At 61.1% G+C, this 24,082-nt stretch carries 20 protein-coding genes; 9 read left to right on the plus strand and 11 right to left on the minus strand.

Translation table 11 applies throughout. From position 1 onward, the window contains the following. The 9 genes from F759_RS0117135 to F759_RS0117180 form a co-directional block, all read right to left on the minus strand. Positions 1–1,356, minus strand: a complete 1,356-nt coding sequence (locus tag F759_RS0117135) for a sigma-54 interaction domain-containing protein (RefSeq protein WP_027800953.1) — start codon at positions 1,354–1,356, stop codon at positions 1–3. Next, positions 1,356–4,412 (minus strand): peptidase domain-containing ABC transporter, encoded by a 3,057-nt coding sequence (locus F759_RS0117140; protein ID WP_027800954.1) that lies wholly within the window; start codon positions 4,410–4,412, stop codon positions 1,356–1,358. Before F759_RS0117140 ends, F759_RS0117135 begins: the two co-directional genes overlap by 1 nt. 43 nt (positions 4,413–4,455) lie before the next feature. Beyond that, the gene (locus F759_RS0117145) at positions 4,456–5,208 is read right to left on the minus strand and encodes a peptidylprolyl isomerase (protein WP_027800955.1); all 753 of its coding nucleotides are present in this window, start codon (positions 5,206–5,208) and stop codon (positions 4,456–4,458) included. Positions 5,209–5,244: 36 nt separating this feature from the next. Beyond that, positions 5,245–6,618 carry an HlyD family efflux transporter periplasmic adaptor subunit gene (locus tag F759_RS0117150; RefSeq protein ID WP_027800956.1) on the minus strand — a complete coding sequence of 458 codons (1,374 nt, stop codon included), beginning with the start codon at positions 6,616–6,618 and terminating at the stop codon, positions 5,245–5,247. Next, on the minus strand, positions 6,596–9,205 hold the full coding sequence (locus F759_RS0117155) for an FHA domain-containing protein (protein WP_027800957.1): 2,610 nt from the start codon (positions 9,203–9,205) through the stop codon (positions 6,596–6,598). The genes F759_RS0117150 and F759_RS0117155 overlap by 23 nt, the downstream gene beginning before the upstream one ends. A 264-nt stretch (positions 9,206–9,469) precedes the next feature. After that, positions 9,470–10,933 carry an efflux transporter outer membrane subunit gene (locus F759_RS0117165; RefSeq protein WP_209440494.1) on the minus strand — a complete coding sequence of 488 codons (1,464 nt, stop codon included), beginning with the start codon at positions 10,931–10,933 and terminating at the stop codon, positions 9,470–9,472. A 221-nt stretch (positions 10,934–11,154) separates the two neighbouring features. Then, positions 11,155–11,439, minus strand: a complete 285-nt coding sequence (locus tag F759_RS0117170; RefSeq protein WP_027800960.1) for a hypothetical protein — start codon at positions 11,437–11,439, stop codon at positions 11,155–11,157. A 294-nt stretch (positions 11,440–11,733) separates the two neighbouring features. Continuing rightward, positions 11,734–12,168 carry a DUF4399 domain-containing protein gene (locus F759_RS0117175; protein WP_027800961.1) on the minus strand — a complete coding sequence of 145 codons (435 nt, stop codon included), beginning with the start codon at positions 12,166–12,168 and terminating at the stop codon, positions 11,734–11,736. Positions 12,169–12,215: 47 nt separating this feature from the next. After that, the gene (locus F759_RS0117180) at positions 12,216–12,719 is read right to left on the minus strand and encodes a DUF4399 domain-containing protein (RefSeq protein WP_027800962.1); all 504 of its coding nucleotides are present in this window, start codon (positions 12,717–12,719) and stop codon (positions 12,216–12,218) included. Between the two features lie 381 nt (positions 12,720–13,100). Between F759_RS0117180 and F759_RS0117190 the strand changes: the two genes are divergently transcribed. After that, positions 13,101–15,047 (plus strand): SUMF1/EgtB/PvdO family nonheme iron enzyme, encoded by a 1,947-nt coding sequence (locus F759_RS0117190; RefSeq protein WP_027800963.1) that lies wholly within the window; start codon positions 13,101–13,103, stop codon positions 15,045–15,047. A 49-nt stretch (positions 15,048–15,096) separates the two neighbouring features. Here F759_RS0117190 and F759_RS0117195 read toward each other — a convergent pair whose 3' ends face one another. Further along, the gene (locus tag F759_RS0117195; protein ID WP_027800964.1) at positions 15,097–17,313 is read right to left on the minus strand and encodes a serine/threonine protein kinase; all 2,217 of its coding nucleotides are present in this window, start codon (positions 17,311–17,313) and stop codon (positions 15,097–15,099) included. Between the two features lie 415 nt (positions 17,314–17,728). Here F759_RS0117195 and F759_RS0117200 point away from each other — a divergent pair, with 415 nt between their 5' ends. The 8 genes from F759_RS0117200 (at position 17,729) to F759_RS0117240 (ending at position 22,709) form a co-directional block, all read left to right on the plus strand. Continuing rightward, complete coding sequence (locus tag F759_RS0117200; RefSeq protein ID WP_027800965.1) at positions 17,729–18,001, plus strand: hypothetical protein; 273 nt, start codon at positions 17,729–17,731, stop codon at positions 17,999–18,001. Positions 18,002–18,089: 88 nt separating this feature from the next. Further along, entirely contained in the window at positions 18,090–18,374 is a 285-nt protein-coding gene (locus tag F759_RS0117205; protein WP_027800966.1) for a hypothetical protein, read from the plus strand. Positions 18,375–18,555: 181 nt separating this feature from the next. Further along, positions 18,556–18,774: a hypothetical protein gene (locus tag F759_RS0117210; protein WP_027800967.1), complete on the plus strand. Its 219-nt coding sequence runs from the start codon at positions 18,556–18,558 to the stop codon at positions 18,772–18,774. Between the two features lie 376 nt (positions 18,775–19,150). Further along, a complete protein-coding gene (locus tag F759_RS0117220) occupies positions 19,151–19,357 on the plus strand; it encodes a hypothetical protein (protein ID WP_027800968.1) in 207 nt (68 codons plus the stop codon). A gap of 176 nt (positions 19,358–19,533) precedes the next feature. After that, positions 19,534–20,148 (plus strand): TetR/AcrR family transcriptional regulator, encoded by a 615-nt coding sequence (locus tag F759_RS0117225; RefSeq protein WP_027800969.1) that lies wholly within the window; start codon positions 19,534–19,536, stop codon positions 20,146–20,148. Positions 20,149–20,235: 87 nt separating this feature from the next. Further along, positions 20,236–21,465 carry a YbfB/YjiJ family MFS transporter gene (locus tag F759_RS0117230; RefSeq protein WP_027800970.1) on the plus strand — a complete coding sequence of 410 codons (1,230 nt, stop codon included), beginning with the start codon at positions 20,236–20,238 and terminating at the stop codon, positions 21,463–21,465. A 146-nt stretch (positions 21,466–21,611) separates the two neighbouring features. Continuing rightward, positions 21,612–21,767 (plus strand): DUF3309 family protein, encoded by a 156-nt coding sequence (locus F759_RS40920; protein ID WP_036024642.1) that lies wholly within the window; start codon positions 21,612–21,614, stop codon positions 21,765–21,767. Between the two features lie 141 nt (positions 21,768–21,908). Beyond that, positions 21,909–22,709, plus strand: a complete 801-nt coding sequence (locus F759_RS0117240) for an SDR family oxidoreductase (protein WP_027800971.1) — start codon at positions 21,909–21,911, stop codon at positions 22,707–22,709. On the opposite strand, the gene F759_RS0117245 is transcribed toward F759_RS0117240, so the two are convergent. Further along, positions 22,706–24,073, minus strand: coding sequence for a four-carbon acid sugar kinase family protein (locus F759_RS0117245; protein ID WP_051377325.1), 1,368 nt, complete (start codon positions 24,071–24,073; stop codon positions 22,706–22,708). The genes F759_RS0117240 and F759_RS0117245 overlap by 4 nt on opposite strands. Positions 24,074–24,082 lie beyond the last annotated feature (9 nt).

Raw genomic sequence — 24,082 nt, forward strand, 5'->3', positions numbered from 1 at the left:
TCATGCGTCACCGTCGTCGTCTTCGCGCTCGTCGGCGCCGTTCCTGTTCGACGGCGGAACGTTACGGTTGCGGAAGTCCTTCGAATGCAGGCCATGCTTCTTCAGAAGCATTTGCAGATGCGAGCGGTTCATGTCGATACGTCGCGCCAATTCGGCGACTGTGCCGTTCACTTCGCGCAGCCCGCGCTCGAGAAAGGCCTTTTCTGCGTCATCGCTCGCGGCGCGCTTTGCATCGCTTAGCGACATGAGATTCGCCACGCTGATCGGCTGCTGCCCTGTGCCGTTCGCGCCGCCTTGCAACGCCGCCGTTCCCGGCGCCGCGGGCCGCATGTCCGTCGGCAGGTGATCTATGTCGGCCATATCGCCGGCAAGACACGAGATGCGGTACATCACATTGCGCAACTCGCGGATGTTGCCTGGATATTCGTAATTGAGCAGAAAGTCCCGCAAACGCGGGGTTAATCTCACTGGCCTGCGTTTGAGCGTGCCCGCCGCCTCGTCACCGAACCATGCAATCAGCAGCGGAATCTCGTCGCGGCGTTCGCGCAGCGGCGGCAACGTCACGTGGATTACGCTAAGCCGGTAGAACAGATCCTCGCGAAACCTGCCCTCTTCACTGAGCTTGCGCAGATTGCGATTCGTGGCCGCGACGATGCGCGTATCGACCGCGATCGTTTCGTCTGAGCCCACCCGCTGAATCTCGTGCGCTTCCAGCACGCGCAGCAGCTTGACCTGGCCCGCGAGCGGCAATTCGCCGATCTCGTCGAGAAAGATGGTCCCTGTATGCGCGCTTTCGAATTTCCCTTTACGGTCGTTTGACGCGCCGGTAAAAGCACCCTTGCGGTGACCGAACAATTCCGATTCGAGAAGATTGTCGGGAATCGCGCCGCAGTTCACGGAAATAAACGGCTTGTCCGAACGCGAGCCGTTGGCGTGAATGACTTTTGCCATCAACTCCTTGCCGGTTCCGCTTTCACCGTCGATCAGAACGGGCAAGTCGGTCGGCGCGGCCTTCTCCGCGATTTCAAGCGATTCGAGCAGGCGCGGATTGTCGCCGAAGGTACCTTCGAAAATGAAACTGCGTTCGAGCAGCGCTTGCCTGCGTGCGCCACGCGACTGCTCGGCGCGCTGCGCGGGTTCCGCTGCCACTGCGGCTTGCACGAACCGCTCCTTGTGCGAAAGCTGCATAACCTCGTCACGCAGCGAGGTGGCCTGCCTGAGCAGTTTGTCGATATCCGTGCGTTCCAGCCGCGACGACCAGCGCAGCGTCGAGCGCAATATCTCGATTCGCTCGATCAAACCTGCATATGAAATCGACGGACTGATATCTTCAATCTGGTCGAGTATCTTCATCATCACGCACTCAGTTGTTTCTGAACCAGTTGGTAGTACATGCCACCGCGCTGGATCAGTTCCTCGTGACGGCCCTGTTCGACAATCGCCCCTTCATAAAGCACGAGGATCTTGTCGGCACGCATGATCGTACTCAGCCGATGCGCGATGATCACCGCGGTGCGGCCCTTCAGAATGTCGTGCATATTGCCGAGAATGTTGCTCTCCGACTGCGAATCGAGCGCGGACGTGGCTTCGTCGAATACGAGGAGGCGTGGATCGTGATACAGCGCCCGTGCAATGCACAGCCGCTGAATCTGGCCGCCAGACAAGCCGATTCCGCGCTCGCCGACAATCTGTTCGTAGCCGAGCGGCATCTTGCTGATGAACGCGTGTGCATCCGCCATCCTCGCGACTTCCTCGATGCGTCGGCGGTCCGGCGCGTCGTCGCCGCTTGCGATGTTCTCCGCAATCGTGCCGGAGAACAGCAAATTGCTTTGCATCACATAGCCGATCTGCGCGCGGAAGTAGGCTTTGTCGACCACGCCGAGGTCGTAACCGTCAATCGACATTTTGCCCTCGCTCGGCGCGTAAAAGCCGACCAGCAACTTCGCGAGCGTCGTTTTGCCGGAGCCGCTGCGTCCGACGATCGCCACCAGTTCGCCAGGCTTGATATCGAAACTGATGTTCTCCAGCACATAGGCGGAATCGTTGTCGCCGTAACGGAAATAGACACCGCTCAGGCTTATTTCGCCTTGCAGTTCCGGCAACATTACGCGTGACGGCAGATCCTGCGGTCTCTGTTCGGGCTCGATGTCGAGCACATCGCCAAGACGCTCCATCGCAACGCCTGCGTCATTGAGCATGCTCCACAAGCCGACGAGTCCCATCAAAGGGCCAAGCACGCTGCCCATGAATGCGTTAAACGCGATCAGTTGCCCGATTGTCATTTCGCGCGCGAGCACGAGATTTGCGCCGACCCATAGAATCGCAATGGTGGTTGCGGCGTTCAGCAATTGACTGCCGAGCCCGACGAGAATATTGAAAGCATGCGCACGATACTGCACTTCCAGTGCTTTTGCGTATTTCTTTTCCCAACGCAAACGCACGGGCCGCTCGATGCCCATGCCCTTCACCGTCTCGACGCCGGCCAGCGCTTCCATCAGGAAAGACTTCGATTCGGTCGACGCGGTGAAAACCTCGCGCGCGTAGTTCTTGATTCGCGGTGTGGCCAATGCGGTTAGCGCCATGATCGGAATGACAAAGCCGATCAGAACGAGCGTCATCTTCACGTTGTACACGAACATGATCGTGAAGTAGATGAACACCATCAGCAGATTCAGCGCGGTCGTGACGGTCGATTCGGTGAGGAACGCGCGAATGGTCTGGTTCTCCTGAAAGCGCGCGAAAATGTCGCCGGTCTTTCGCTTCGCAAAGAACGAGAACGGTAACGACAACGTGTGCTTGAAGAACTCCGACATCATTGAGAAGTCCATGTTACGCACCATGAAATTCGCGAGATACGCGCGAATTGAAGACATGAGCTGCGAGAACACATTGGCGATGATGAGCCCGCCTATCAGCAGATGCAGCAAACTCACATTCTGATGCACGATCACACCGTCAAGGATGTTCTGGATGATGAGCGGTGGGATGACGCCCAGCACCTGAATCACGAACGTGGCGAGAAACAGGTGCCCTAAAATTTTTCTGTACGGCTTCAGGTAGCCGACAAAACGTATCCACGGTGAACGCGCCGCCGACATTTGCAGCAAATGAGGACCACCCGTGAAAAGCAGACACGTACCGCTCCAGCCGCGTTCGAAATCCTCCACTGTCATTTTGCGAAAACCTAACGCCGGGTCCGCGACCCATACGTACTCACTGGAAAGCCCGTACACCACCACATAGTGATAGCCCTCCCAATGCACGATGAACGGCAGATCGAAGCCGCGCAGCGAATCGAACGTGCATTGCACCCCACGCGCTGTGAAGCCGAGCGATTCGCCGGCACGCGCGAGGCTGTCGAGCGTCGCACCCTGCGTCGTCACATTGGCGAGTTCGCGCAGTTTGCCGAGTGTCATTGGAATGCTGTAGTGACGGCAAATCATTGCGAGGCATGCCGCGCCGCAGTCCATCTCTTCTGCCTGTTCCACCAGCGCGAAGCGCTTGATTATCTTTTCGCCGTACTCCGGCTTCGTCTGCAAATCCAGCATCAGCGGCAACTTACGGCGCTGTTCGAGCCGCTTTTGCCGCTGCAATTCGCGGTCGCCGTAACGGATACGCTCGTCCAGTACCTCGCGCAGTTTTGGATTGCGTTCGAGAATGAAGTGAACCGTGCGCTCGGGAATCACCAACAGCCGCGCATCTGTCGATGCAACCGCAGACGCCATCTGTTCCTGGCGCATCAAACACGCTTTCTCGCCGAATATCTCGCCTTCGCCAAGCGTGGCGAGCGTATAGTCACGCCCCGCTTCATGCCGAACGATGCGCACTTCACCTTGACGCACGACGTACAAACGCCGGTCGTCGCGTGCTTCCTGCTTGAGAATCTCCTTGCCTGCCGCCACGCGTTTCACACCGACGCTGCGCACATATTCTTCCAACTCGGCCTTGTTCAGCTTTCCGCGCAGATCGAACAGCTGCGCGACGAAGCCGCCCGCCGAATTGATGGCCACATAGCTCGCGACAAAAGCGAGCGCAGCCTGATTGCCGGCGATTACCGGCTCGATGGCGGCACGGGGAATGAACAGCAACTCCGTTTTCGCCGATGCCCGAACCGACGCCTCATGCACATAGGTGCGCAGCATTGCGATGTCGGCGAAAATCTCTCCCGACTTACGCACGCCCATGCTTGTTTCCTTGCCGTGCTCCTCGACAAAGATGCGTACCGAGCCCGAGCGAATCACGTACAGACCGTCCGCTGTCTCGCCTGCCGAGCAGACGGTTTCGCCAAACGAATAAAAGCGCGCTTGCGCATATTCGGCTAGACGTTCGATCTCATCGCGGGAAAAAGGCGATAGGATTTCCACCGAGGCGAGAAATTCGGCGGCGGATGGCGCGGTCTGGGGTGCATCCATATGCTTGCGGTTCTCGTGTTCGGCTTCTGAGTGTCGCGCCCGGTTAGCGCGCTTCGATCACATGTTCTTGCGCGCGCGCGATCAACCAGCTTTCGCGCAGAAGGCGTCTGACTTCGGCGGCCACGTCGGCGTCGAGTGTGGCCGGATACTTCGCGGTCACCGCAAAGATTTCGAAGCACGAACGATCAGCTGACGGAAACGGCCCGAGCAGATCGCCCACCGCTGCATTGAAAATCTTCGCCTCGATGTCCGGCTTCAATGACCCGCGCAGCACCTTGCCTATTACGCCGCCCGCCTCGCGGGTATCGGCAATTGAATGCTCGCGAGCCATGTCGGCGAAACTGTCCGGATCATCGTGCAGATACGAGATCATTTCCTTCGCCTTTCCTTCGCTATCGAGCACGATGTGGCTTACTTCTATCGCGTCGAATTTCGGTGAATTCAGCGCGAAGTAATCCCTCACGGCGGCCTCGTTGCCGACCTCTTCCAGCATCTTTTCCTGATACAGACCATCGGTAATGAAGACTTCGAATTCGTCGAGGCTCACGTTGAGCACATCGAGATACTGGTTCATATCAGTTGCGCGGTGCAAGCCTCGCACCCGGCGAAACTGGTCGGCGCGCTGCTGAATTTCATCGGCGGTGACTACGATGCCCTGTTTCTTCGCAGCATGAACCGTGAGCTTGTCACGCACGATCTGCTCTATCAGGCTTTCGAACTGGCCAGTCAGTTTCAGAAGACGAATGAATTCGCCAACACCTACTACTTCATCGTCGATTCGCACTATCGCGGTCATGTTGTCCGCTCCCATGTTGATGTGTGATTCGCACAGTCAACCCGCCACCTGCCTGAACGGATCGAGACCGAGGTCGATCAGCCGCCGCTCGCGCACCACGATTTCCGCGCTCGCTGTCATGCCGTAGCGCAATGGATAACTTGTGCCGGCAATCTCGTAGTAGTTTTTATCGAGCGTGACACGGCCCTCGTAGACCGGCTGCTTGTCCTGCAACGACGGCTTGGTGGCCGGCGAGATGTAAGCGAGCGTGCCGCTGATCAATCCATAACGTTGATACGGAAACGCGTTGAATTTCAGTTTGACCGGCAAGCCCTCGTGCAAAAAAGCGCGGTCGTGTTCCGCAATCTCGATCTTCAGGACTGGCTTCGCGTCTTTCGGAGCAATGCCGCCGAGCGGCGAATTCGCCTGGATCTTGTCGCCACGCTGCGTCGACGTGACGTCGGTAATCACACCCGAAACCGGTGCGAGGATCAGCAGGAAATTGTCTTTGTCGATGTTCTCGAAACGGATTCGCGCGGCGGCCTCCGACACAAGCCGTGCGCTTTGCAGTTGCAGCCGCAACTTGTCTTCCGCATCCGTGACGTCGCGCACAGCCGCGTCGTATTGAAGCTGAAGGTCGGTGGTTTGCTGGCCGCTCGTTTCCAGTTCCGCATTCGCCTTTGCGTATTCATGACTCAAACGGAAGTCGAGTTCGGCGAGTTTCGATTGCGCGACACGGTAAGCATTGTCCGCTTCCATTGCAGCGGTTCGTTTCTGTTCCACCTGCAATTCGGCAATGCCGCCGCCGCCCGGCTGCGCGAACAACCGCGAGTAGCGGTCGAGTTCCTGGTGCGCCGCCTCGCGCACGCGGCGAGCGTTGTCGAGCCCGCTGCGGGCTTCGTCGAGCTCGGCCTTCTGCCCTTCCGCGAGCTTGGTCGTGCCTTCGGAAACGCGATTTTCATGCAGACGCGCTTCCACTTCCATTTGGGCCTTCAATGCGGCGGCTTTTCGTTCCAGAAGCGCTTTCTTCTGCGGAAACTGCTTCCAGTCGCGCTCGGCATCTTCGAGTTTCAATTGCGCTTGCAACGCATTGCTCGCAGCCTCGATAGCGCCGCGCGCGTTTAATCGGGCGAGCACGTCGCCCTTCGAAACCGGCTGTCCTTCGGCGATATAGAGGTCGGCCAGTTCGCCGTCGATCGGCGCATAAATGCGGCGCACGTCCGATTCGGGCGATAGCGTGCCCTGCGCGCTGACGATTACATCGGCGCGCCCCACGAACGACCACAAAAGTCCTGCCACCACCAACGCGACCATCGCCCAGATCAACGCACGCGCGAGCCGCACCGGTTCCGCGGTGAGTATCGCAATGCCTTCGACGCTATGATCTTCCAGCGCTTCCGAGAGCGGCCTAGGGTGACTGTCGCGTTTCACTCTGCTCGCCTCCAATCAACGCCAGCTTCGCTTTCAACAGTCCGGGGTCCAGCACCATACGTAGTTCAGTCAGTGAGCGGCGCTGCAAGCTTGTTTCGGCTTCTATGTCCGCGAGCAGACGGTCGAAGTCGGCGGGATGATCCGCTTGCAATTGCGAATAGATGCGCATGCCCTGCTGCGCTGCGGTCTGTGCATCGGAGAGCCAACGCGCCTCGTTGCGAAAGCCCGGCGAGATGCCGGCTTCGAGCCGCTGACTGCCGCCGATGGAGCCGCCCGCGCGATACTGCTTCCACAGGCTCTGCGCACGGAGCATCAGGTCTTGCGCACGCGCCAGCGCTTTATCGTGCAATGCGGCGACGTCCTTCTGGATCGACTGTGCGAACCACACGTCCGTTGACGGATCGACACTCGCATAGAAAGACAGCAGACGTTGTTCGTAATCTTTGCCGCCGCGCGTTTTTTGCAGATTGCTGTATTGGTCAAGCAGCGCTTTCTTGTGAGCCAGCGCGGCGGCCAGCACATCGGACCACGGACCGGCGGGCATCGACTGCAATCCGGTCAGCGCCTGCTGGGCGTCGCCCTTTTTCCATGCTTCAGCTACCGCGTCGAGCCGCTGGATCACATCGGACGATGGCAAACGCGTCGCGGCGAGTTGCCGATATTGCTCCTGAAACGGCGGTGTGCTGAAGCGCGCGGTTTTCATCAGCGCAACCAGCGAAGTCAATTCGCGTGTTAGCGCGGCTTCCAGCAAAGCGCTGTATTCGCGCAGATCGTCGCGCACACGGTCGAGACCCGCGAGGCGCGGATAGCGTTGCGCATAATCGTCCAGTACAGACGGCAACGCTGCTGGCTTGTCGCGCGCCAATTCGGTACGTATGGTGCCGTTCAATCGTTCGATTGCGGCGAGATAGACCGAGTCGTCGCTCTCGAGCTTGCGCAGATGGCTCATTGCCTGCGCGTACGGCTCCGCGAAAACGGGTACATATGACGCGATTCTGTCGAGCGCGCGCTGATGGCTCTTCGGGTCGTCGTCCCAGCGTTGCAGCAAGCCACCGATAGTCGCTTCATCCGCATAGATGCGGATCGGCGCTTCGACGCCGCCGCGCCCCGCGACGAAGCGCTCGAGATCGCCCACCCATTGCAATTCGCCGAGCAAGGACGCGGCATCCGCATTGTTCGTAGTCGACGACTTCATGTCGCCAAGCAGCGCATCGGCCTGCTCGAATTGCGCCTTTTGCACCGCATTGAGCCAGCCAGGAAGCTTCGCCTTGAGCAGCGCTTCGCTGGCAAGCGCGCTCACTTTCGTGTCGGCCGGATGACTCGCCAGATAGTTTTTCGCCGACAGCACCGCGCTCGTATAGTCGCCGCTCGCGAGCAGATTCTTCAGCTCGCGCTCGGACGAACCACGAAGATACAGCACCAATGCAACCGCTCCGAGCAACACGACGCCCACACCGCCCCACGCCGCAATGCGCCTCATGCTCGCACGATCGTCGCCCGCAAACGCGTTGCCGAGCTCGCTCGCGACGAGGCGCCAGCGGCGCGGCCTGCGCTTAGAAACGCTCGTACCCTGGCCGCTATTCGATCCATTCGCGCCGCTGTCCGCACCATGTACGGCGTTCGCTCCCTTCGCAACTCCCGCCGCCGCTCCGCCAACCGGCGATGCGCGTCTTGCCTGTGCGGACCCTGCGTGCGCAGCTTCGTTGACCTCGTCCTCGCGTTGCCGCGCCGGATCGACGCAGAAGATGTCGAGGAACGAATGTGCTGCACCCACGAACGTCGTTTTATCGTTGTCGGCGGCATCTTCGACGGAGGGGTTGAGGAGCAGTTGCGTCACGGTCGGCTCGACGTCAGGCGGTTTGTGCAGCGTCACCCTGTAGACGAAGTGGTCTCCGCCAAATGCAACTATGTCGCCGTCCGCCAGCGGCAACGCGGATTCGTCGAGACGTTTTCCGCCGACGAATGTGCCGTTCGTGCTACCGAGATCTTCGACGTAAAGCTGCGAGCCCTTCAGAAAGATGTGCGCGTGCCGGCGCGAGATGTAGTTGACCTGATGCGGGTAGCGGTTCTTGTAGCGCGAAAAGACTTCGTCCGCCTTGCTGACAAGAAATGGGAACGCTTGCACTTCGATTGGCTGAAGCTCGAGATCGTCGCGCTGCGGCACGAGCAGCAAGGCGGGGGCGCACGCCGTGTTGCTCGCAGCCACGATGCGGGCCCGCGGCTCGATGCTCACGCGATAACACAGTTCGCCGCCGAAACACAGTTCGTCCCCTGCCCGCACACGCGCCGGCATCTGGCGCACCGGGATGCCGTTGACCGTGGTGCCGTTCTTGCTACCGAGGTCTGCGACATACACGGCGCCGTTCTCGACGAACACACGCGCATGGCGGCGAGACAAGCGCGCGATCCGCTCAGCGGGGTAATCGGTGAACGGCGCTTCGCTGCGCCCAATCGCGAACAGGCTGTCGACAATGCGGATTGCGTCCAGCGCCGGACGCTGCCCGGACGCAAGCGGAGACAACAGCACGTCGAAAGCAGCTTCGATTGTCGCGCGCGTCTCAGCAATGGGAGTTTCGCCGTCGGCCATTTTATCCGGATCACTAATCGTTTACCCGCTGCTGCGGGAGCGCAGCGGAGTCAGCACGAAGAACGACGGCGACAAGACTTTTTTGTAGCAAGCCATTGGAAAACCGGCTCCTCAACGATTGTAAGTCACGCATCGCGAGTGTCAATTCCCAGTCGTCGGTCATGAAGCCGATGGGCGCCCCAATGCGAAGCTCTGTACGCTTCACATGCGCGGCATCGCGGCTTAGCTCAGTGCTCCTTTACTTCCACTCTTCCGCTCTTCCGCTTACTGCTGTTTTACCTGCGCCTGCACATCGACGCTCGGCCAGCCGCCGCCGAGCGCTTTATAAAGCAGTACGGTGTCGGACAGAATCAATTCATGATTGGCCAGCAACGATTGCTGCGCGTCGAGCAGCGTCCGTTCCGTTTCGAACACTTCCAGTTGCGATACGACGCCGAGCCTGAGTTGCGACTGGATCTGATCGGCCACGATTTGCAAACGATCCACCTGTTGCTGCAATTCAACGCGCTGCGCCTTATGCGCATTCAGATTGACCAATGCGTTCTCCACTTCCTCGAATGCGCCCATTACTGTTGCGCGGTATTGCTGCTCGGCAACCGTCGACTGCGCTTGCGTCACCTTCACGTGAGCCCGCACGCCGGGGTCGAGCAATGGGATGTTGATGCTTGGCATGAAGCCGTACGTGAACGACTTCAGCAAGTCAGTAAGCGCAAAGCTCGCCGTGCCGCCGTGCCCCGTCAGGCTGATGGTCGGCAATTGCGCAAGCTTGGCCTGGCCAACGAGGTCGTACGCCTCCAGTACCCTGAACTCCGCAGCCACCACATCGGGTCGCCGCGCCAGCAGTTGTGCGGGCAGGCCGTCGGGTACCCCCGGCAACTGCACGCGCTGCTGCAAATGGCCTTTGGGCAATCGGAACTCGCCCGCAGGCACGCCGATCAGCGTGCATAGCGCGTTATTCGCGAGATCCCGCGAGCGCCCCAATTCGAGTAACTGATTCGTCAGGCGATTGATTTCTGCCTGCTGGCGCAACACCTGCGTTTGCGGGATGAGACCGCTGCGGCGCTGGCCTTCGTAGATCGCGAGAATTTGCCGGTTGGTGACGAGCGTTCTCTGCTGCTGATCGATCTGGTCGTCGAACTGAAGGATCTGGAAATAGGCGCTGGATACATTCGACACCAGTTCCAGATAGCCGGCGCGCCAGTCGGCTTCGCTCGCATGAAATTCAGCTTTCTGGGCCTGCACGCCCTTTTCCACCTTGCCCCAGATATCAATGTCCCAGTTCACCTGCGACGCGACGTTGTACTGCTTTGCGAACGTCTGCCCCGTGGTCTTCTGAAAGCTGGCGCCGGCGCCCAGATCCATCGTCGGCAATGCGCCGGCTTTGGCTTCGCCAATTTGCGTGCGTGCGACGTCGATACGCGCGGCCAGTACCTTGATGTCGAAGTTGCCGCCGATGGCTTTCGCAATCAACGAATCGAGAGTCGAGTCGTGGAAGCCCTTCCACCAATCCGGTTCAATAGTGGCTGCGGCTGATACCGGCGCGCCTTTATGATCGGTCCACGATGTTTTGGCGGGCGTATCGGGCCGCTTGTAGTCAGGCATGCTGACGTCCACGCATGCGCACAGCGATGCAGCGCATACGGTTGCAGCGCACAGACCGCGCAACGCTGCCGCAGTGGAGTGATTGAACGAGCGCTGACGGATCAGTGAATCAAACAACGCTGACACGATTTTCTCCGATGACGCTGACTTCACTGCACAACGCAAGCGCACGATTCAAGTAAAGCATTTCCAACGCCGCTTCACCATCGAAGCAGTGCATGAACATGGGCTCGGGAAATATGCGGTGTGGAGGTGTCGCGTGAAAAGAACGATTGGACAAGCGAAGTTTTGAGCATCGGTGCTGGCGGACGCGAGGGCCGGCAGACCCTGGCGTCCGCTCGCGCCGCTTACGACACGAAGATGTTGTTGCTCGACGTCACATGCGGGTCGATGGTGGTCGTCACGCCGGCAACGAAGGCTGCGTTGTTGCCGTTGGCGTTCTGGATGTTCATCGTGGTGCTGATCAGTTGAGTCGCATCGACCTTCTTGCTGTTGTTCGGCGCATACACCGGCGCAAAGCTCACATACGACGACGACGGATACATGAAGCCGGTGCCGCCGCGCACGGCGCTCATCGCCTTGCTGTCGAGTTGTTCGGTGATGGACAGGTCTTTGATCATCAGCGTGTTCATGGCAAATCTCCTGAAAGGGAAGGTCACAGTCTTGCGGTGGGGTCGAGCAACTTGTCTGCTCGAGCATCACTAACGCATGGGCTGTGCCAGTTTTACTTTCCGATCCTAAGAAATTTTCCGGATGGCCGCGGGGAAAGGCTTCCGGCGAAACGCGGGGCATGTGATGCGGCGGGTGGCGAAGAGGCCCGTGCCGCGATGTGATGGATTGCACCCAACAAGCGGCTACGACTGGTTGGCTAATGCATGACACTGGGCAATTGGCAACCGGCCTCCGCACGGCACACTCGTCGAACCTCAACGCGCGATGACCGTGATCTTCTTCGAGTACACCGGCGGATTGTGCGGGATATGCATGTAGTCACCCATCAATAGCTGCAACGTATGCTTGCCCGGCGGCAACTGGATCATGGTCTCGGTCTCCCCGGCACCGAAATGCAGGTGATTGCGGTCCGAGGGTATTTCCTGGTCCGGCGGCGGCAGGTCGGTGTCGATCAGAAGATGATGGTGTCCCGTGTTCGGATACTTGACGCCCTTCGGCGCCACGCCCATGTACCGCAATCCGAACCACACGCGAAACGGCTTGTTGGCCGGAACCACCTGGCCGTCGTTTGGGTAGCCGATATACGCATATGCACCCGCAGGCGCCGCGGTTCCCGCCGCTACGGCGACATTCGCCGTGCCCCATGTCGCCGACGCCAGCAGCGCCGCGACTGCGATGAGCTTGTACATGAAGGTCTCTCCGTCCTGGGCAATCCGAAATGAACGCGCGGATCGCGCTAGTCTTTCTGCACGGTGATGGTGATCTTTTTCGAGTATACGGGCGGCGTGTGCGGCACGTGATTGTGATCGCCGAGAACCAGCTGCAACGTGTGCTTGCCTGGCGGCAGCTCGATACGCGCGTCGGTCTCGCCCGCACCGAAATGCAGGTGATTGCGGTCCGATGGGATTTCCTGATCGAGTGCGGGCAGATCCGTGTCGATCAGTAGATGGTGATGCCCTGTGTTGGGAAACGCGACGCCTTTCGGACATACGCCCATGTTGCGCAGCCCCATGCGCACCCACAGCTTGCCGCCATGAATGACTGCGCCGTCGGGTGGCCAGATGATGTACTCCTCGGCACCGGGCGGCGATGTAGCCGAGTCGGCGAATGCGGCGACCGGCAGCACTGCACCGCCGATCATCACGGCGAACACGGTCCGCGAAAACACACGCCTGGCGCGCAGCCGCGCCACGGCTTTGGCACTCCGGTCCGGAACAGCAAGGACGTTGGTTCTTCGCATAGCGCACTCCCGAATAGCGGTCGTGAACACCTCGACTGCGCAGGGCAGCGTGGGGCAATTCTGCTGCGTTCGCGGGCGCGCACCTGATGCGGCGGCCGCGTAGTTAAAACGACCATGCCGCGTTGCTTTGTGAATCAGCTTAGGACGTAACTTGCCAAAAAGATACGCCACGCTCGTTAACCGTATAGCGCACTCGGTACAAGTGTTGGTTGTGGCCCGCCAGGCGCGTGCTATGGTTGTTGATACGTTGCAATGCGGATGGTCGAAAGCGCGTCAATACATCTACATGTGCGCTGGCGGTGATACGAACGGCGACGAATAGCGGCGAACGGCGCGGTGCGCGAAGGCCTATGTTCTGTCCGGAACAAACAGGATGCGAAGATGTGGCGAATATTCCTGCTGATGTGGATGGCCGGGGCCGTTCTGGCGAATTGCGGCAGTGCATTTGCTGCGGCACCGCGTGACAGCACGAACGCGACAGACTCAGCGACTCCAGCAGACTGGGCGATCGCGCCGTTCGCACCGCAGCGCGATCATGCCGGCGTCCCGCGCATCGCACTCGTCATAGGCAACGGCGCATATGGCGGCGGTTCGCACGGCGTCATCGAGCAAAACGCGCCGCGTGACGCTCGAGCCGTGGGCAACAGCTTGCGTTCGCTCGGCTTCGACGTAATCGTGCTTTCCAACGCAACGCCGCAGATGATGCAGCGGGCAATTGCCGAATTGCGCGAGCGCTTGCACGCAGGCGGTGTGGGTCTTTTCTATTTCGCGGGTCACGGGGCGCGAGTTGGCGGACAAACGCTGCTGGTTCCCGCCGGCCTCGACATGCGCTCGCCAGCCACGCTGATTCGCGAGGCCATCGATTTGAATGACGTCTTGCAGGCAATGCCCTCGCGCGAGGGACAGCTCAACCTCGTCATTCTCGATATGTGCCTCGACGATCCGTTTAGCCCCAAGCTTGTGCGCGATGCGTCAGCGCTTCCGCCGAATACGGTCGTTGCATACGCAGCCGCGCCTGGCGGCTATGCGGCAGACGGCGTGCGCCAAGGCATCTACACGCATGCTTTGCTGCGGGCACTCGACGAAACACCCGCACGGCCGCTGATGAGCCTGCTTGCCGACGTTGCGTCCAGAGTCGCAGATACTACGGGCGGCGAGCAAAGACCGTGGACTGCGTCGTCGTTGACCGGTTCGGCGGATGCGCAACATGACGCAGCAGGCGCGCCTATCGCGTCTATCGCGAGCGACGATGCTGTCGTGACACTGCACAGCCGGGGCATTCTGCCGAAGGACAGCAGTGAACAATACGAGATCACATTCTGGAATTCGATCAAGGACAGCAACTACCCCGCTGACTACGAAGCGTATTTGAAGGCCTATCCGAATGGGCGCTTCGCCACGCTCGCGCATGCGCGCATCGATCGCCTGCGTGCCACGGCATCGACTGCGCCTGCCGCCTCTGCCGCGCAATCGCCCGCGCCATCGGTTGCACCGGCACCGCAAGCCGCGCGTCCGTCAACGCCTGCAACGCCCCCCGCCGCGCCGCAAGATCGCCAGCGCACCGGCCCCACGCAGCCGGCCGCGCAAAAGCCCGCAGCGCGCGCGCCGGCCGTGGGCGAAACGCGCGACTGCGCCGCGTGTCCGATGATGATCGCGTTGCCCGCGGGCTCCTTCTCGATGGGCAGCAGCAGCGACGATCCGTCCGAAAAGCCCGTTCATCACGTGACGATTGGTTCGCCGTTCGCTATCGGCAAATACGAGGTGACAGTCGAGCAGTGGAACGCATGCGTGGCCGCAAATGCATGCTCGAAACTCACGCCTGAAACGAATGCGAACAGGACGGCCCCCGCTCGCGACCTTAGTTGGGACGACGCACAGCAGTACGTGAAATGGCTCTCCAGAACAACAGGCAAAGCGTACCGTCTGCCCACAGAAGCCGAATGGGAATACGCCGATCGTGGCGGCACGACGACCGCTTACTGGTGGGGCGATCAGATGCGCAAGGGCAACGCCAACTGCAAGGATTGCGGCGAGCCCTGGCATAAAGAAGGCCCCGAAGCCGCAGGTTCTTTTGCACCGAACCCGTATGGCCTGCACGATATGAACGGCAGCGTCTGGGAATGGACCGCCGACTGCTGGCACAACTCGTACCAGTCGGCGCCCGCCGATGGCCGCGCATGGGAAAGCCCCAGTTGCGACATGCGCGTGATTCGCGGCGGCTCGTGGCGCGAAGGTAGCGGCTACATGCTCAGCGCGACGCGCTTCAAATACAGCGGGGGCGTGCGCCAGTCGCAAGACGGCTTCCGCGTAGTCAAAGAACTCAAGTGATGCGCGGCTCGAACCGCTTTGCGATGGTCATGCAGAAACCGCACGCGTCTCATGGCGCATGAGGCTTCGTGGTAATCATCGCGAAGTCCGCGACGATCCGCTCACGGCCGTATTTCGCGCCTATTTGCGCGAGTCGCGCGTCGAGCGCTCGCAGATAATCCGCGCGCGATTCGGCTTCGGGGCGCGGCTTGTCGAATAGCGGCGCGGGCGTGATCAGAAGCACGACCATCTCCGAACCGAACGGTTTCGAAATGACCCAGTCGCCCGCGCCGCCGACGGTCGCCGAATAGCGCGGCGGCGCCTGATTGTCCTTCGCGCGCGGGCTCGGAACCATGTGAACCACATTGCCGTCGAGCTGGTAGTAGTCGAGATTCACGTACGAGTCGTAGGCGGGCGTGCTCACGTCGACAACCAGCGGATCGCCCTCGCTCAATTGGCCGCTCGGCGGCCGCACTTTCAAGCCCGTGATGTGACCCGCTTGCCAGTTCTGCGTCCAGTAGGGCGCAAGCGCCTTGACGGCGTCGCATTTGTCATCGGCGAGCGGCTCGACGTCGAGCTTGAGTGCATCCACGCCCGGCAGCGTCGCCAGCCCGTCCTTCAGACGCGCGACACCGTAACGTTGCGAGACGTAGCCGCGTACCGTCAGCATGTGACCTTGCGCCGTGGCAGAAAACGCTGAACAGGGCACTTGCGCGAGCATTGGAGTGACGGCGGCCAGTGTCAGCGCGGGCCTGGATGCCGGGTCCGGCAACGGTCCTGCTGCTGGCGCCGATGTGTTGGCTGACGCGCCGGGCGATGTTTTCGTTGGTGTGCTCGCTGATGCATTCGCTGACGCGCTACCCGATGCATCGATTGACGGACTCGTTGATGCGACGCCCGGCATCGCCGCCGCTGCGCTTGCTTGCGACGGCATCGAAGCCCCGCGATCCACGCGCCCCTGTGACTCGCCCGCACCTAATTGCGCCTGGCTCTGACGGTTCGGCGCCGACTTCCACGCGAAGACGCCGACAGCCGCAGCGCAGATCACCGCAAAGCCCGCGAGCCCCGCCTTCGCCAATGTTCCCGACCTCTCCGCGCGCGCTTCGTTGTCGAACTCCGCGATGAAGCGCGTGACGCTCGGCATGCGCGTCGCGCGATCGAACGAAAGCGCGGCACGCAATGCACGCCACTGCCTTGCATCGAGGTTGGGCGGCCGTTGCGGCTTGAACTCGGCGTTGCGCGCCTGGGTTGCGGACAACCGGTCGAACGGATGATGTCCGGTCAACAGCTCATACGTAATGCAGCCGAGCGCATAGATATCGTCACGTGGATCCGGCTCGCGATGCTCGATCATCTCCGGGCTCGCATACGCGGGCGTCAACGCGCCAAGGCTGCCAGGATCGAAGACCGTTGCATCGCTCTCTTCCTCCGGACGCTGAAACACGCGGGCGATGCCGAAGTCGATCACCTTGACTTCCGCATTCGTCGTGAGGAAGACGTTGGCGGGTTTGAAGTCGCAGTGCACAAAGCCGCGTTCGTGCGCATATGCAAGCGCGCTGCACATGCCGCGCACGATGGGCAGCGCGGCCCGCACCGGCATGCCCTGATAGCCAGGTGTGCGCAACAACTGGCTGAGCGGCTTGCCCGACAGATACTCCATCGTCAGATAGACGATAGGGCCGTCGCGGTCGAAGTCGTACACGGTGATGATGTTGCGATGCGCGAGCACCTGCGCCTTGCGTGCCTCGCGCTGCAATGCGACGAGCGAATTCGGATTGCCGCGAAACTGGACGTTGAGAACTTTGATCGCAAGATACGGCTTTCTGTCCGATGCCTCGAGCTTGCGCAGATCGAGCGCCTTATAGACAGTGCCCATTCCGCCCACGCCGAGACACTCTTCGAGTACGAAGCGGTTGTTCAGCGTATCGCCGGTGCCTTTGATCTGGTCATGTCCCGGTGCGCCGGATGCGTGAGCGGCGCTCGACCCGTCGCTTGCAGGCATTGAGCCTGCGGAGCGCACCGACGGAACTTCGACCGTGGTCTGTATGCCGGTTTCCTCGCCGCCAGCCGCCACGTTCGACACTCGCAACTGCTCGATACGCCGCCGCACTTCGACGTAAACGTCCTCGGGCAGCGGCGCTTTACGATGCGCGGCGCCGAGCATATCCAGCAGCTGCGTCGGACCGAGCCCCTCAGTCACCAACGTGCTGTCGAGTTGAGCGACGAACTCGTCACGGGACAGCTCGCCGTTCTGGAAGTCGTGAATCACACGCGCAAGGCTAGCCATTTTGTGCGAGATGCCGCGCTGCCATAGACCCCGATCGCATACGACCGAGGGGCCTCTGGCCGATAGGAAAGCTGTCGTAACCCGTTACATGTGCCGCTTCGATACTAGCTCCCGGTCTGCGCTTTCGCAAACCAGGATTGCCCCGCGCCGAGCATGAGCAGTCCGTGTCGTGCGCGGCCCAACAGAACACCATGCGTTGTCGGGCGCATGCCGCCACTTGCCACGCGTGCCCCGCTCGCTGCGGATAGCTGCCAGTGCGGCTCGTCGGCCTGCGAGCCGTAGCCAGCAGGGCACAACGAACTTTATTAGGAACCTTGAATAAATCTGGCACAGGCTGTGCATTAGTGACACTCGAGCAGACAAGTTGCTCGAACCCAACCGCAAAACTGCACCCTTCCCTTTCAGGAGACTCACCATGAACACGCTGATGATCAAAGACCTGTCCGTCACCGAACAACTCGACAGCAAGGCGATGAGCGCCGTGCGCGGCGGCTTCGGCCCGTCCACGTCGTACTTCAACTTCAGCCCGGTCTATGCGCCGGACTACAGCAAGAAGGTCAGCGCGACGCAGTTGATCAGCAACGAGCTCAACATCCAGAACGCCAACGGCAACAACGTTGCATTCGCGGCCGGTATCACCTCGACGGTCAATCCTTCGGTCACGTCGAGCAACAACATCCACGTGTGATACGCGGCGAGGCGAAGCGGCCGCTTTTTCGGGCCGCTTCGCCTCGCGCCAATCGCTTTCATCTTCCGCGCAACTTTGGAGAAACACCATGTCATCCCTCATGATTCGCGATCTTTCCCGCGCCCGCGAGCTCGACCGCCGCACAATGTCGGCGGTATCCGGCGGCACGGGCAGCAGCGTGCCCGGCTTGCCGTCGGTAGGCGGCCTCAGCGGCATTGCCAACGTCAACGTCTCCGTGAACCAGAACCTCACGCAACTGCAATACGTGAACGTCGCCGCGCTCAACAACGTCGGCGTGATCGGCGCGGGCATGGTGCCGCTGCACCTGAACGTCAGCCCTTCGCTGTGGGCAGCCAACTACGCTGTCGTTTGACGGCGCGCAGTAGCGAAGAACCGGGGGCTTCCCTACTGCCGCCCGCCCATATCCGGCAGGCAGGCTGAAAACAGATTTCCTATACTCATAGTGCGACGAGACCTCAGCACATTTGACGACACCCGCGAGCGCAGACCGGACCATCGCACCGTCCCCGCGCAGCTTCTTCGGCGAACCCAGCATGGCCAAGCTCCTCATCAAAGACCTCACGGACAGCGTGGAACTCGACCGCGAGGCAATGGCCGCCATTGTCGGCGGCGCACGCATTGGCGCCCGGGCGACGAGCGCCACGCCGCTCGCCGCGGCTTCGGCGCGGATCGTCGAATATCCGCCTGGCTTTCCGGCAGCACACCAGACCATCGTCAAGGTGGCTGTGACGCACGACATACGGCGCGGCTAGGTTCGCGTCCACATCATCGGCAATGCGGCATGCGTCATCGACGCGTGCCGCTTTTTCTTGTGCCGCTTGTGCCGCTTGTGCCGCTTGTGCCGCTTGCGTCACTTGCGCCACACGAGGCGTAGCGAGCCGTGTATTGCGCCTGCTTGCTGGCCAACATCCTCGGCGCGATCTGTAGGCCGCGTCCGCACACTTTGCCTCGATCTTTCGTCCATCGCGATCCGCGGCTCGCCGCCGTGCCGTGCACATCGTTGCCTGGCTTCGTGTTCGCGCCGGGCTATCGCATTCGTCGTTCATCGCGCGCGGATTGGCATAGGCCTTGCAGAAATCGAAGCGAGCACCGTTCAATGCTCGCCCGCCCACTTCAAGGAGTATCGCCATGAAACCCACCGTCATCATCAACGACCTGCCCCACTGCGCCGACACCGCTCGCGACGAGGCCACGCTGAACCCGGACCAGATGAAACTCGTGCGCGGAGGCCGGTCCGTCGTCGTCACAGTCGACGGCGGCGCTTTGGGGCACGTCGACGACTTCGCAATCAACACCGCCATCTTCGAGGGGCGTATTAAAGGCTCCTATCTGTAGGACGCTCGAGATGGCTTCAATTGGAAACCGTCGCGCCGCGCCTTTGCTGTCGAGGCGCGACGGTCCGGATGCGCAGCCTTTCAACCGCCCTTGATTTCTGTATCGATCGATATATAATGCAGTTTTATATCGACCGATACAGAACCCGCCGAGGCAGGCGGTAAAGGACATTCCTCATGGCGCGACCCCGCGGATTCGACGAGCGAGAGGTGCTCGAAGCAGCAAGCGCGACTTTCTGGCTCAAGGGCTATGAGGCAACCTCCACGCGCGACCTGGTCAAATCGACCGGTCTGACTCAACCGAGCCTCTACAACGCATTCGGCGACAAGCGCGGTCTGTACCTGCGTGCGCTCGAACACTACCTCGACTGCACGCTGCGCGAGCGCATCACACGTTTCGAGAGCACGATGCCGCCCGCCCAGGCCATTACGGGCTTCTTCGATGAAACCATCGAGCGGTCCGTCTCCGATCCGCACAAACGTGGCTGCATGCTGGTTAATTCGGCGCTGGAGATTTCATCGGAAGACGAAGCATTTCGCAAACTCGTCGCGACTGAAATCGACGAGATTCGCGAGTTCTTTTATCGCTGCCTTGTCGCGGCGCAGAAGAGCGGTGCGATAGCCACTACCGTGAGCGCCGCCGACGCCGCCACTCATCTGCTCGCCACCGTGCTCGGCATGCGCGTGATAGCGCGGATCGACCCGCAGCGTACGGTGCTGACGAGCGCGGCAGCAACCGCGCTCACACTGCTCGGCCTGCCGCAACTGCCAGCGAAACACGGCGACGCCTAAACCCCGCGCCTGAACGAGGCGCACCCTCTCGCATTCTCATCGACATCCGGCACGACGTTAAGCACGTTGGCCGGTAAAGGAGCCGTCATGTCTACAGCGCCCTTGTTGACCTCTTCGGGCTCGACATCGCTTAACGCCCGAGCGCTCTATGCAACGCTTGCCGGATTGTGCGGCAGCCTGGTCGCGATCGGACTCGCGCGCTTTGCCTACACGCCGCTGATTCCGTCACTGATCCAGGCGCACTGGTTCACGTCCTCGCAAGCCGTGACACTCGGCGCCGCGAACTTCGCCGGCTATCTGATCGGCGCGTTGATCGGCCGTCCGCTTGCGTCCGCATTGTCGAACCGCACCGCGTTGCGCCTGCTGATGGCCGTGGTGACCGCAGCTTTCTTCGCCTGCGCGTATCCGCTCTCGATTAGCTGGTTTTTCGCGTGGCGCCTGCTGTCGGGCATTTCCGGCGGGGCGATCATGGTGCTCGTCGCCACTTCGATTCTTCCGCACATTCCCGCGCCGCGTCGCGGCTTTGTCAGCGGCATGATCTTTCTCGGACTCGGGCTCGGTATTGCGGCGTCCGGCACGCTTATTCCCGAACTGCTGCACTTCGGGCTGCGAACGACATGGCTCGGGCTCGGCGCAGTCGCACTCGTGTTGACCGTGGTGAGCTGGTTTGGCTGGCCGTCGACGAATCCGCCCGCAGCCGTTGCCGCAGTTGACAATCATCATGCTTCGCACCGTAGCGGTCTCGGATTGCGTGTGCTGTATGCGCAATACGCAGCAAACGCGCTCGGACTTGTGCCGGCGATGATCCTGCTCGTCGATTACGTGGCGCGCGGTCTCGGCCGAGGCGCCGCGATCGGCGCGGACTACTGGGTACTATACGGGCTCGCTGCGATCACGGGACCGGTGATCGCAGGCAACGTTGCTGATCGTATTGGCTACGGCAAGGCTTATCGGGTTGCATTGTTGCTGCAAGCAGCGGCCGTCGCCATGCTCGCGCTTTCGGGCAACGCATGGGTGCTCGCAGTGTCGACCGTGATTCTCGGCATCTTCACACCAGGTATCGTGCCGCTCGCGCTCGGCCGCATTCACGAACTCGTACCGCACGATCACGGCGAACAGCGCGCCTCATGGAGCCGCGCGACGACCGCATTTGCGCTCTTCCAGGCGCTCGGCGGTTACGGCTACTCATTTCTGTTCTCGCACTCGCATAACAACTACGCGCTGATCTTCGCTTGCGGGGCGGTCGCGCTCGCAATTGCGTTCATCGCGGACCTCGTTGTTACGCGCATCGGCAACGCGCGCATTGTCCCGATGTGAGCACCTCATCACACTTGAACGCCGGCTTCCCGCGCTAGGCACGCGCCTTGCTGCCATAAGGTCACGATGCTGCCAGCCCGTCACGCAGCGACTACGTGCGGGACGTTCGCCAAAACGCAGCTCCATCAACCAAGCGGAGGTCATACATGTTGGGAACTATTCTTCTGGTTGTGCTGATTCTTCTCCTTATTGGCGCGCTGCCGACGTGGCCGCATAGCCGTTCGTGGGGCTATGCACCAACGGGTGGTCTCGGCGTTGTGCTGATCGTCGTAATCGTGCTGCTTGTCGCCGGTGTGATATAGCCGTCGCCGTGACGCAGTCACATTGACAGGTCCTTGCTGACCAGGCCGCCGGATCGCAATGCAGCCAATTGCGCACAGATCCGGCGGCCTCGCTTTTTTTCGTGCGCAGACAAAACGCGTCGTTTAACGCCAAGGAATGCGATGGAAAAGTTACTCGCCAATCAATTCGCGCTGGTCACGGGCGCGAGTTCTGGCATCGGCTATGGCGTGGCGAAGGCGCTGGCCGATGCCGGCGCGTCCGTGGCGCTGAACTATCATTCGCATGCCGAATCGGCCGAGAAGCTTGCCGATGAAATCAACAAGTCAGGCGGCGCCGCATTCGCGGTTCGGGCGGATGTATCGAACCCCGCGGACATCGACGCGATGTTCGATGCCTGCCGCTCGCGCTTCGGCACGTTGGATATCGTCGTGGCGAATTCCGGTTTGCAGAAGGACAGCGCTTTTGCCGATATGACACTGGAAGATTGGCAAACGGTACTGGGCACCAATCTGACGGGGCAATTCCTCACCGCACAGGCAGCCGTGAAAGAGTTCCGACGACGCGGCCCGACATCGGTATCGAAAGCACTCGGCAAGATCATCTGCATGAGTTCGGTACACGAGGTGATTCCGTGGGCCGGGCACGTCAACTACGCCGCGTCGAAGGGCGGCGTTCAAATGTTTATGAAGTCACTCGCGCAGGAGGTCGCGCCGGAACGCATTCGCGTAAATTCGATTGCACCCGGCGCGATCCGTACGCGCATCAATCACGACGCGTGGGATACGAGCGCCGCGCGCGACAAGTTGCTGCAATTGATTCCATATGGCCGAGTGGGCGAAGTGGAGGACATCGGCAAGGCCGCCGTTTGGCTTGCATCCGATGAAAGCGACTATGTCGTGGGCACTACCTTGTTTGTCGACGGCGGCATGACGCTTTATCCGGGGTTCATCGACAATGGCTAAAGGTTGACGCGTTCGTCGTCGCCATAGCCTTCCAGCAGTTGTTCGAACAGATCGGCCTCCCCCATCTGGCCGCCTTTGAGCATCAACTCGATGTCATCGAGTTCCGGACTGTCGGCGTGAACACGGCATACGGTCACGCCAGCCGGCAACGGCGCAAGGTACGACAACCCCCATGCGCCGAGAGCCCGCACCGCGATACTCGACGTGTCGCCGCCCGCAATGCCGACGCGCTGCAACTTAACCTCGTCAAGCACTTGGCGCAGCAACGCCGCGCACGCGTGCGCGAGTTGTGGCAAAACGCCGTGCGATTGGCTTGCGTTCGATTCGCGCCGCGCCGTGAAGGCAAGTACATTGCGCCCGCCGCGCAGTGCGTTGGCGATTGTCGCCACTTGTGCCGTCAGATAGCTGCGTGCTGATTCGCCGGTCATTTGCAGCGGGTCCAGTTCGATCCGATGGTATGAATGTGCAGCGCGGATCTGCACCTCGGTCAACGGCGACAGGCTGCCAGCCAGCACGAAAACGGGGCCGCTCGCGCGCGCCAAACGCGGGGACAAGGGCGCTATTTCGCTTCGGGCCGACAGGTCGAGCGTGGAAGCATAGGCTTGCGCCACGCTGCTCGCGCCTACCGCGAGCAGCGGCGCTGCGCTTGACGCGTGATGCGCGAGCGCTCGTCCAATCGCGCGAAGATGCGAATCGTCGAGCACGTCGAACAATATGGCGTCGGGCCGCAAAGCGAGCCGGCGTTGCAACTCGGCTTGCAATGTGGTGTCACCTGCAGCGTAGCAACGCCAGTCGATGGACTGCACGTTATCCAGGCCCTGCCTCCGAAGATGCACGCACAGGTCCGCCTCGTTCATCGGCGTGACAGGGTGCCGGCTCATGGTCGGATGACGATCGATCCGGTAGACGGACGATTCGCCATCGTCCGCGCCGGCCGCTGCATATAGCTCGCCGAACACGCAATAGCGCCGCAGATTCGGCTGTCCGCCGATCACGGCGACGAGCGGGTTCGCGCAATACTCGCGCAACGTGCGGATCGCCACGCCGATGCTGCCCGTTTGCGGCGCGCTATCGAAAGTCGAGCACACCTTGTAGTGCATCACGCGCACGCCGAGTTTCGCGAACGCCTCGCCTACACGTGCGAGTTCAATCTGCTGCTGCTCAGGCGACATCGTGCGCGCGGCGCCGGCCACGCCAATTGCGTCGAGCGAGCCGAGCCTCGCCAGCCGCGTTGTATCCGGTGGCGCGAACAGCAGCATGGTACGCAAGCCCGCGCGTGCGAGATGCGCGAGAGTGTCGGTCGCGCCGGTGAAATCGTCGCCGTAGAAGGCGTATCGCGGGACGCCGCCAGCCTCGTCGCTCATTGCGTCGCT

Source organism: Paraburkholderia dilworthii (genome assembly GCF_000472525.1).
GTDB classification, from domain to species: domain Bacteria; phylum Pseudomonadota; class Gammaproteobacteria; order Burkholderiales; family Burkholderiaceae; genus Paraburkholderia; species Paraburkholderia dilworthii.

Bases quoted from the DNA above. Each gene is read 5' to 3' on its own strand.
- F759_RS0117135 (WP_027800953.1), bottom strand. From the start codon at position 1,356: ATGATGAAGATACTCGACCAGATTGAAGATATCAGTCCGTCGATTTCA.
- F759_RS0117140 (WP_027800954.1), bottom strand. From the start codon at position 4,412: ATGGATGCACCCCAGACCGCGCCATCCGCCGCCGAATTTCTCGCCTCG.
- F759_RS0117145 (WP_027800955.1), bottom strand. From the start codon at position 5,208: ATGACCGCGATAGTGCGAATCGACGATGAAGTAGTAGGTGTTGGCGAA.
- F759_RS0117155 (WP_027800957.1), bottom strand. From the start codon at position 9,205: ATGGCCGACGGCGAAACTCCCATTGCTGAGACGCGCGCGACAATCGAA.
- F759_RS0117170 (WP_027800960.1), bottom strand. From the start codon at position 11,439: ATGAACACGCTGATGATCAAAGACCTGTCCATCACCGAACAACTCGAC.
- F759_RS0117175 (WP_027800961.1), bottom strand. From the start codon at position 12,168: ATGTACAAGCTCATCGCAGTCGCGGCGCTGCTGGCGTCGGCGACATGG.
- F759_RS0117180 (WP_027800962.1), bottom strand. From the start codon at position 12,719: ATGCGAAGAACCAACGTCCTTGCTGTTCCGGACCGGAGTGCCAAAGCC.
- F759_RS0117190 (WP_027800963.1), top strand. From the start codon at position 13,101: ATGTGGCGAATATTCCTGCTGATGTGGATGGCCGGGGCCGTTCTGGCG.
- F759_RS0117195 (WP_027800964.1), bottom strand. From the start codon at position 17,313: ATGGCTAGCCTTGCGCGTGTGATTCACGACTTCCAGAACGGCGAGCTG.
- F759_RS0117200 (WP_027800965.1), top strand. From the start codon at position 17,729: ATGAACACGCTGATGATCAAAGACCTGTCCGTCACCGAACAACTCGAC.
- F759_RS0117205 (WP_027800966.1), top strand. From the start codon at position 18,090: ATGTCATCCCTCATGATTCGCGATCTTTCCCGCGCCCGCGAGCTCGAC.
- F759_RS0117210 (WP_027800967.1), top strand. From the start codon at position 18,556: ATGGCCAAGCTCCTCATCAAAGACCTCACGGACAGCGTGGAACTCGAC.
- F759_RS0117220 (WP_027800968.1), top strand. From the start codon at position 19,151: ATGAAACCCACCGTCATCATCAACGACCTGCCCCACTGCGCCGACACC.
- F759_RS0117225 (WP_027800969.1), top strand. From the start codon at position 19,534: ATGGCGCGACCCCGCGGATTCGACGAGCGAGAGGTGCTCGAAGCAGCA.
- F759_RS0117230 (WP_027800970.1), top strand. From the start codon at position 20,236: ATGTCTACAGCGCCCTTGTTGACCTCTTCGGGCTCGACATCGCTTAAC.
- F759_RS40920 (WP_036024642.1), top strand. From the start codon at position 21,612: ATGTTGGGAACTATTCTTCTGGTTGTGCTGATTCTTCTCCTTATTGGC.
- F759_RS0117240 (WP_027800971.1), top strand. From the start codon at position 21,909: ATGGAAAAGTTACTCGCCAATCAATTCGCGCTGGTCACGGGCGCGAGT.
- F759_RS0117245 (WP_051377325.1), bottom strand. From the start codon at position 24,073: ATGAGCGACGAGGCTGGCGGCGTCCCGCGATACGCCTTCTACGGCGAC.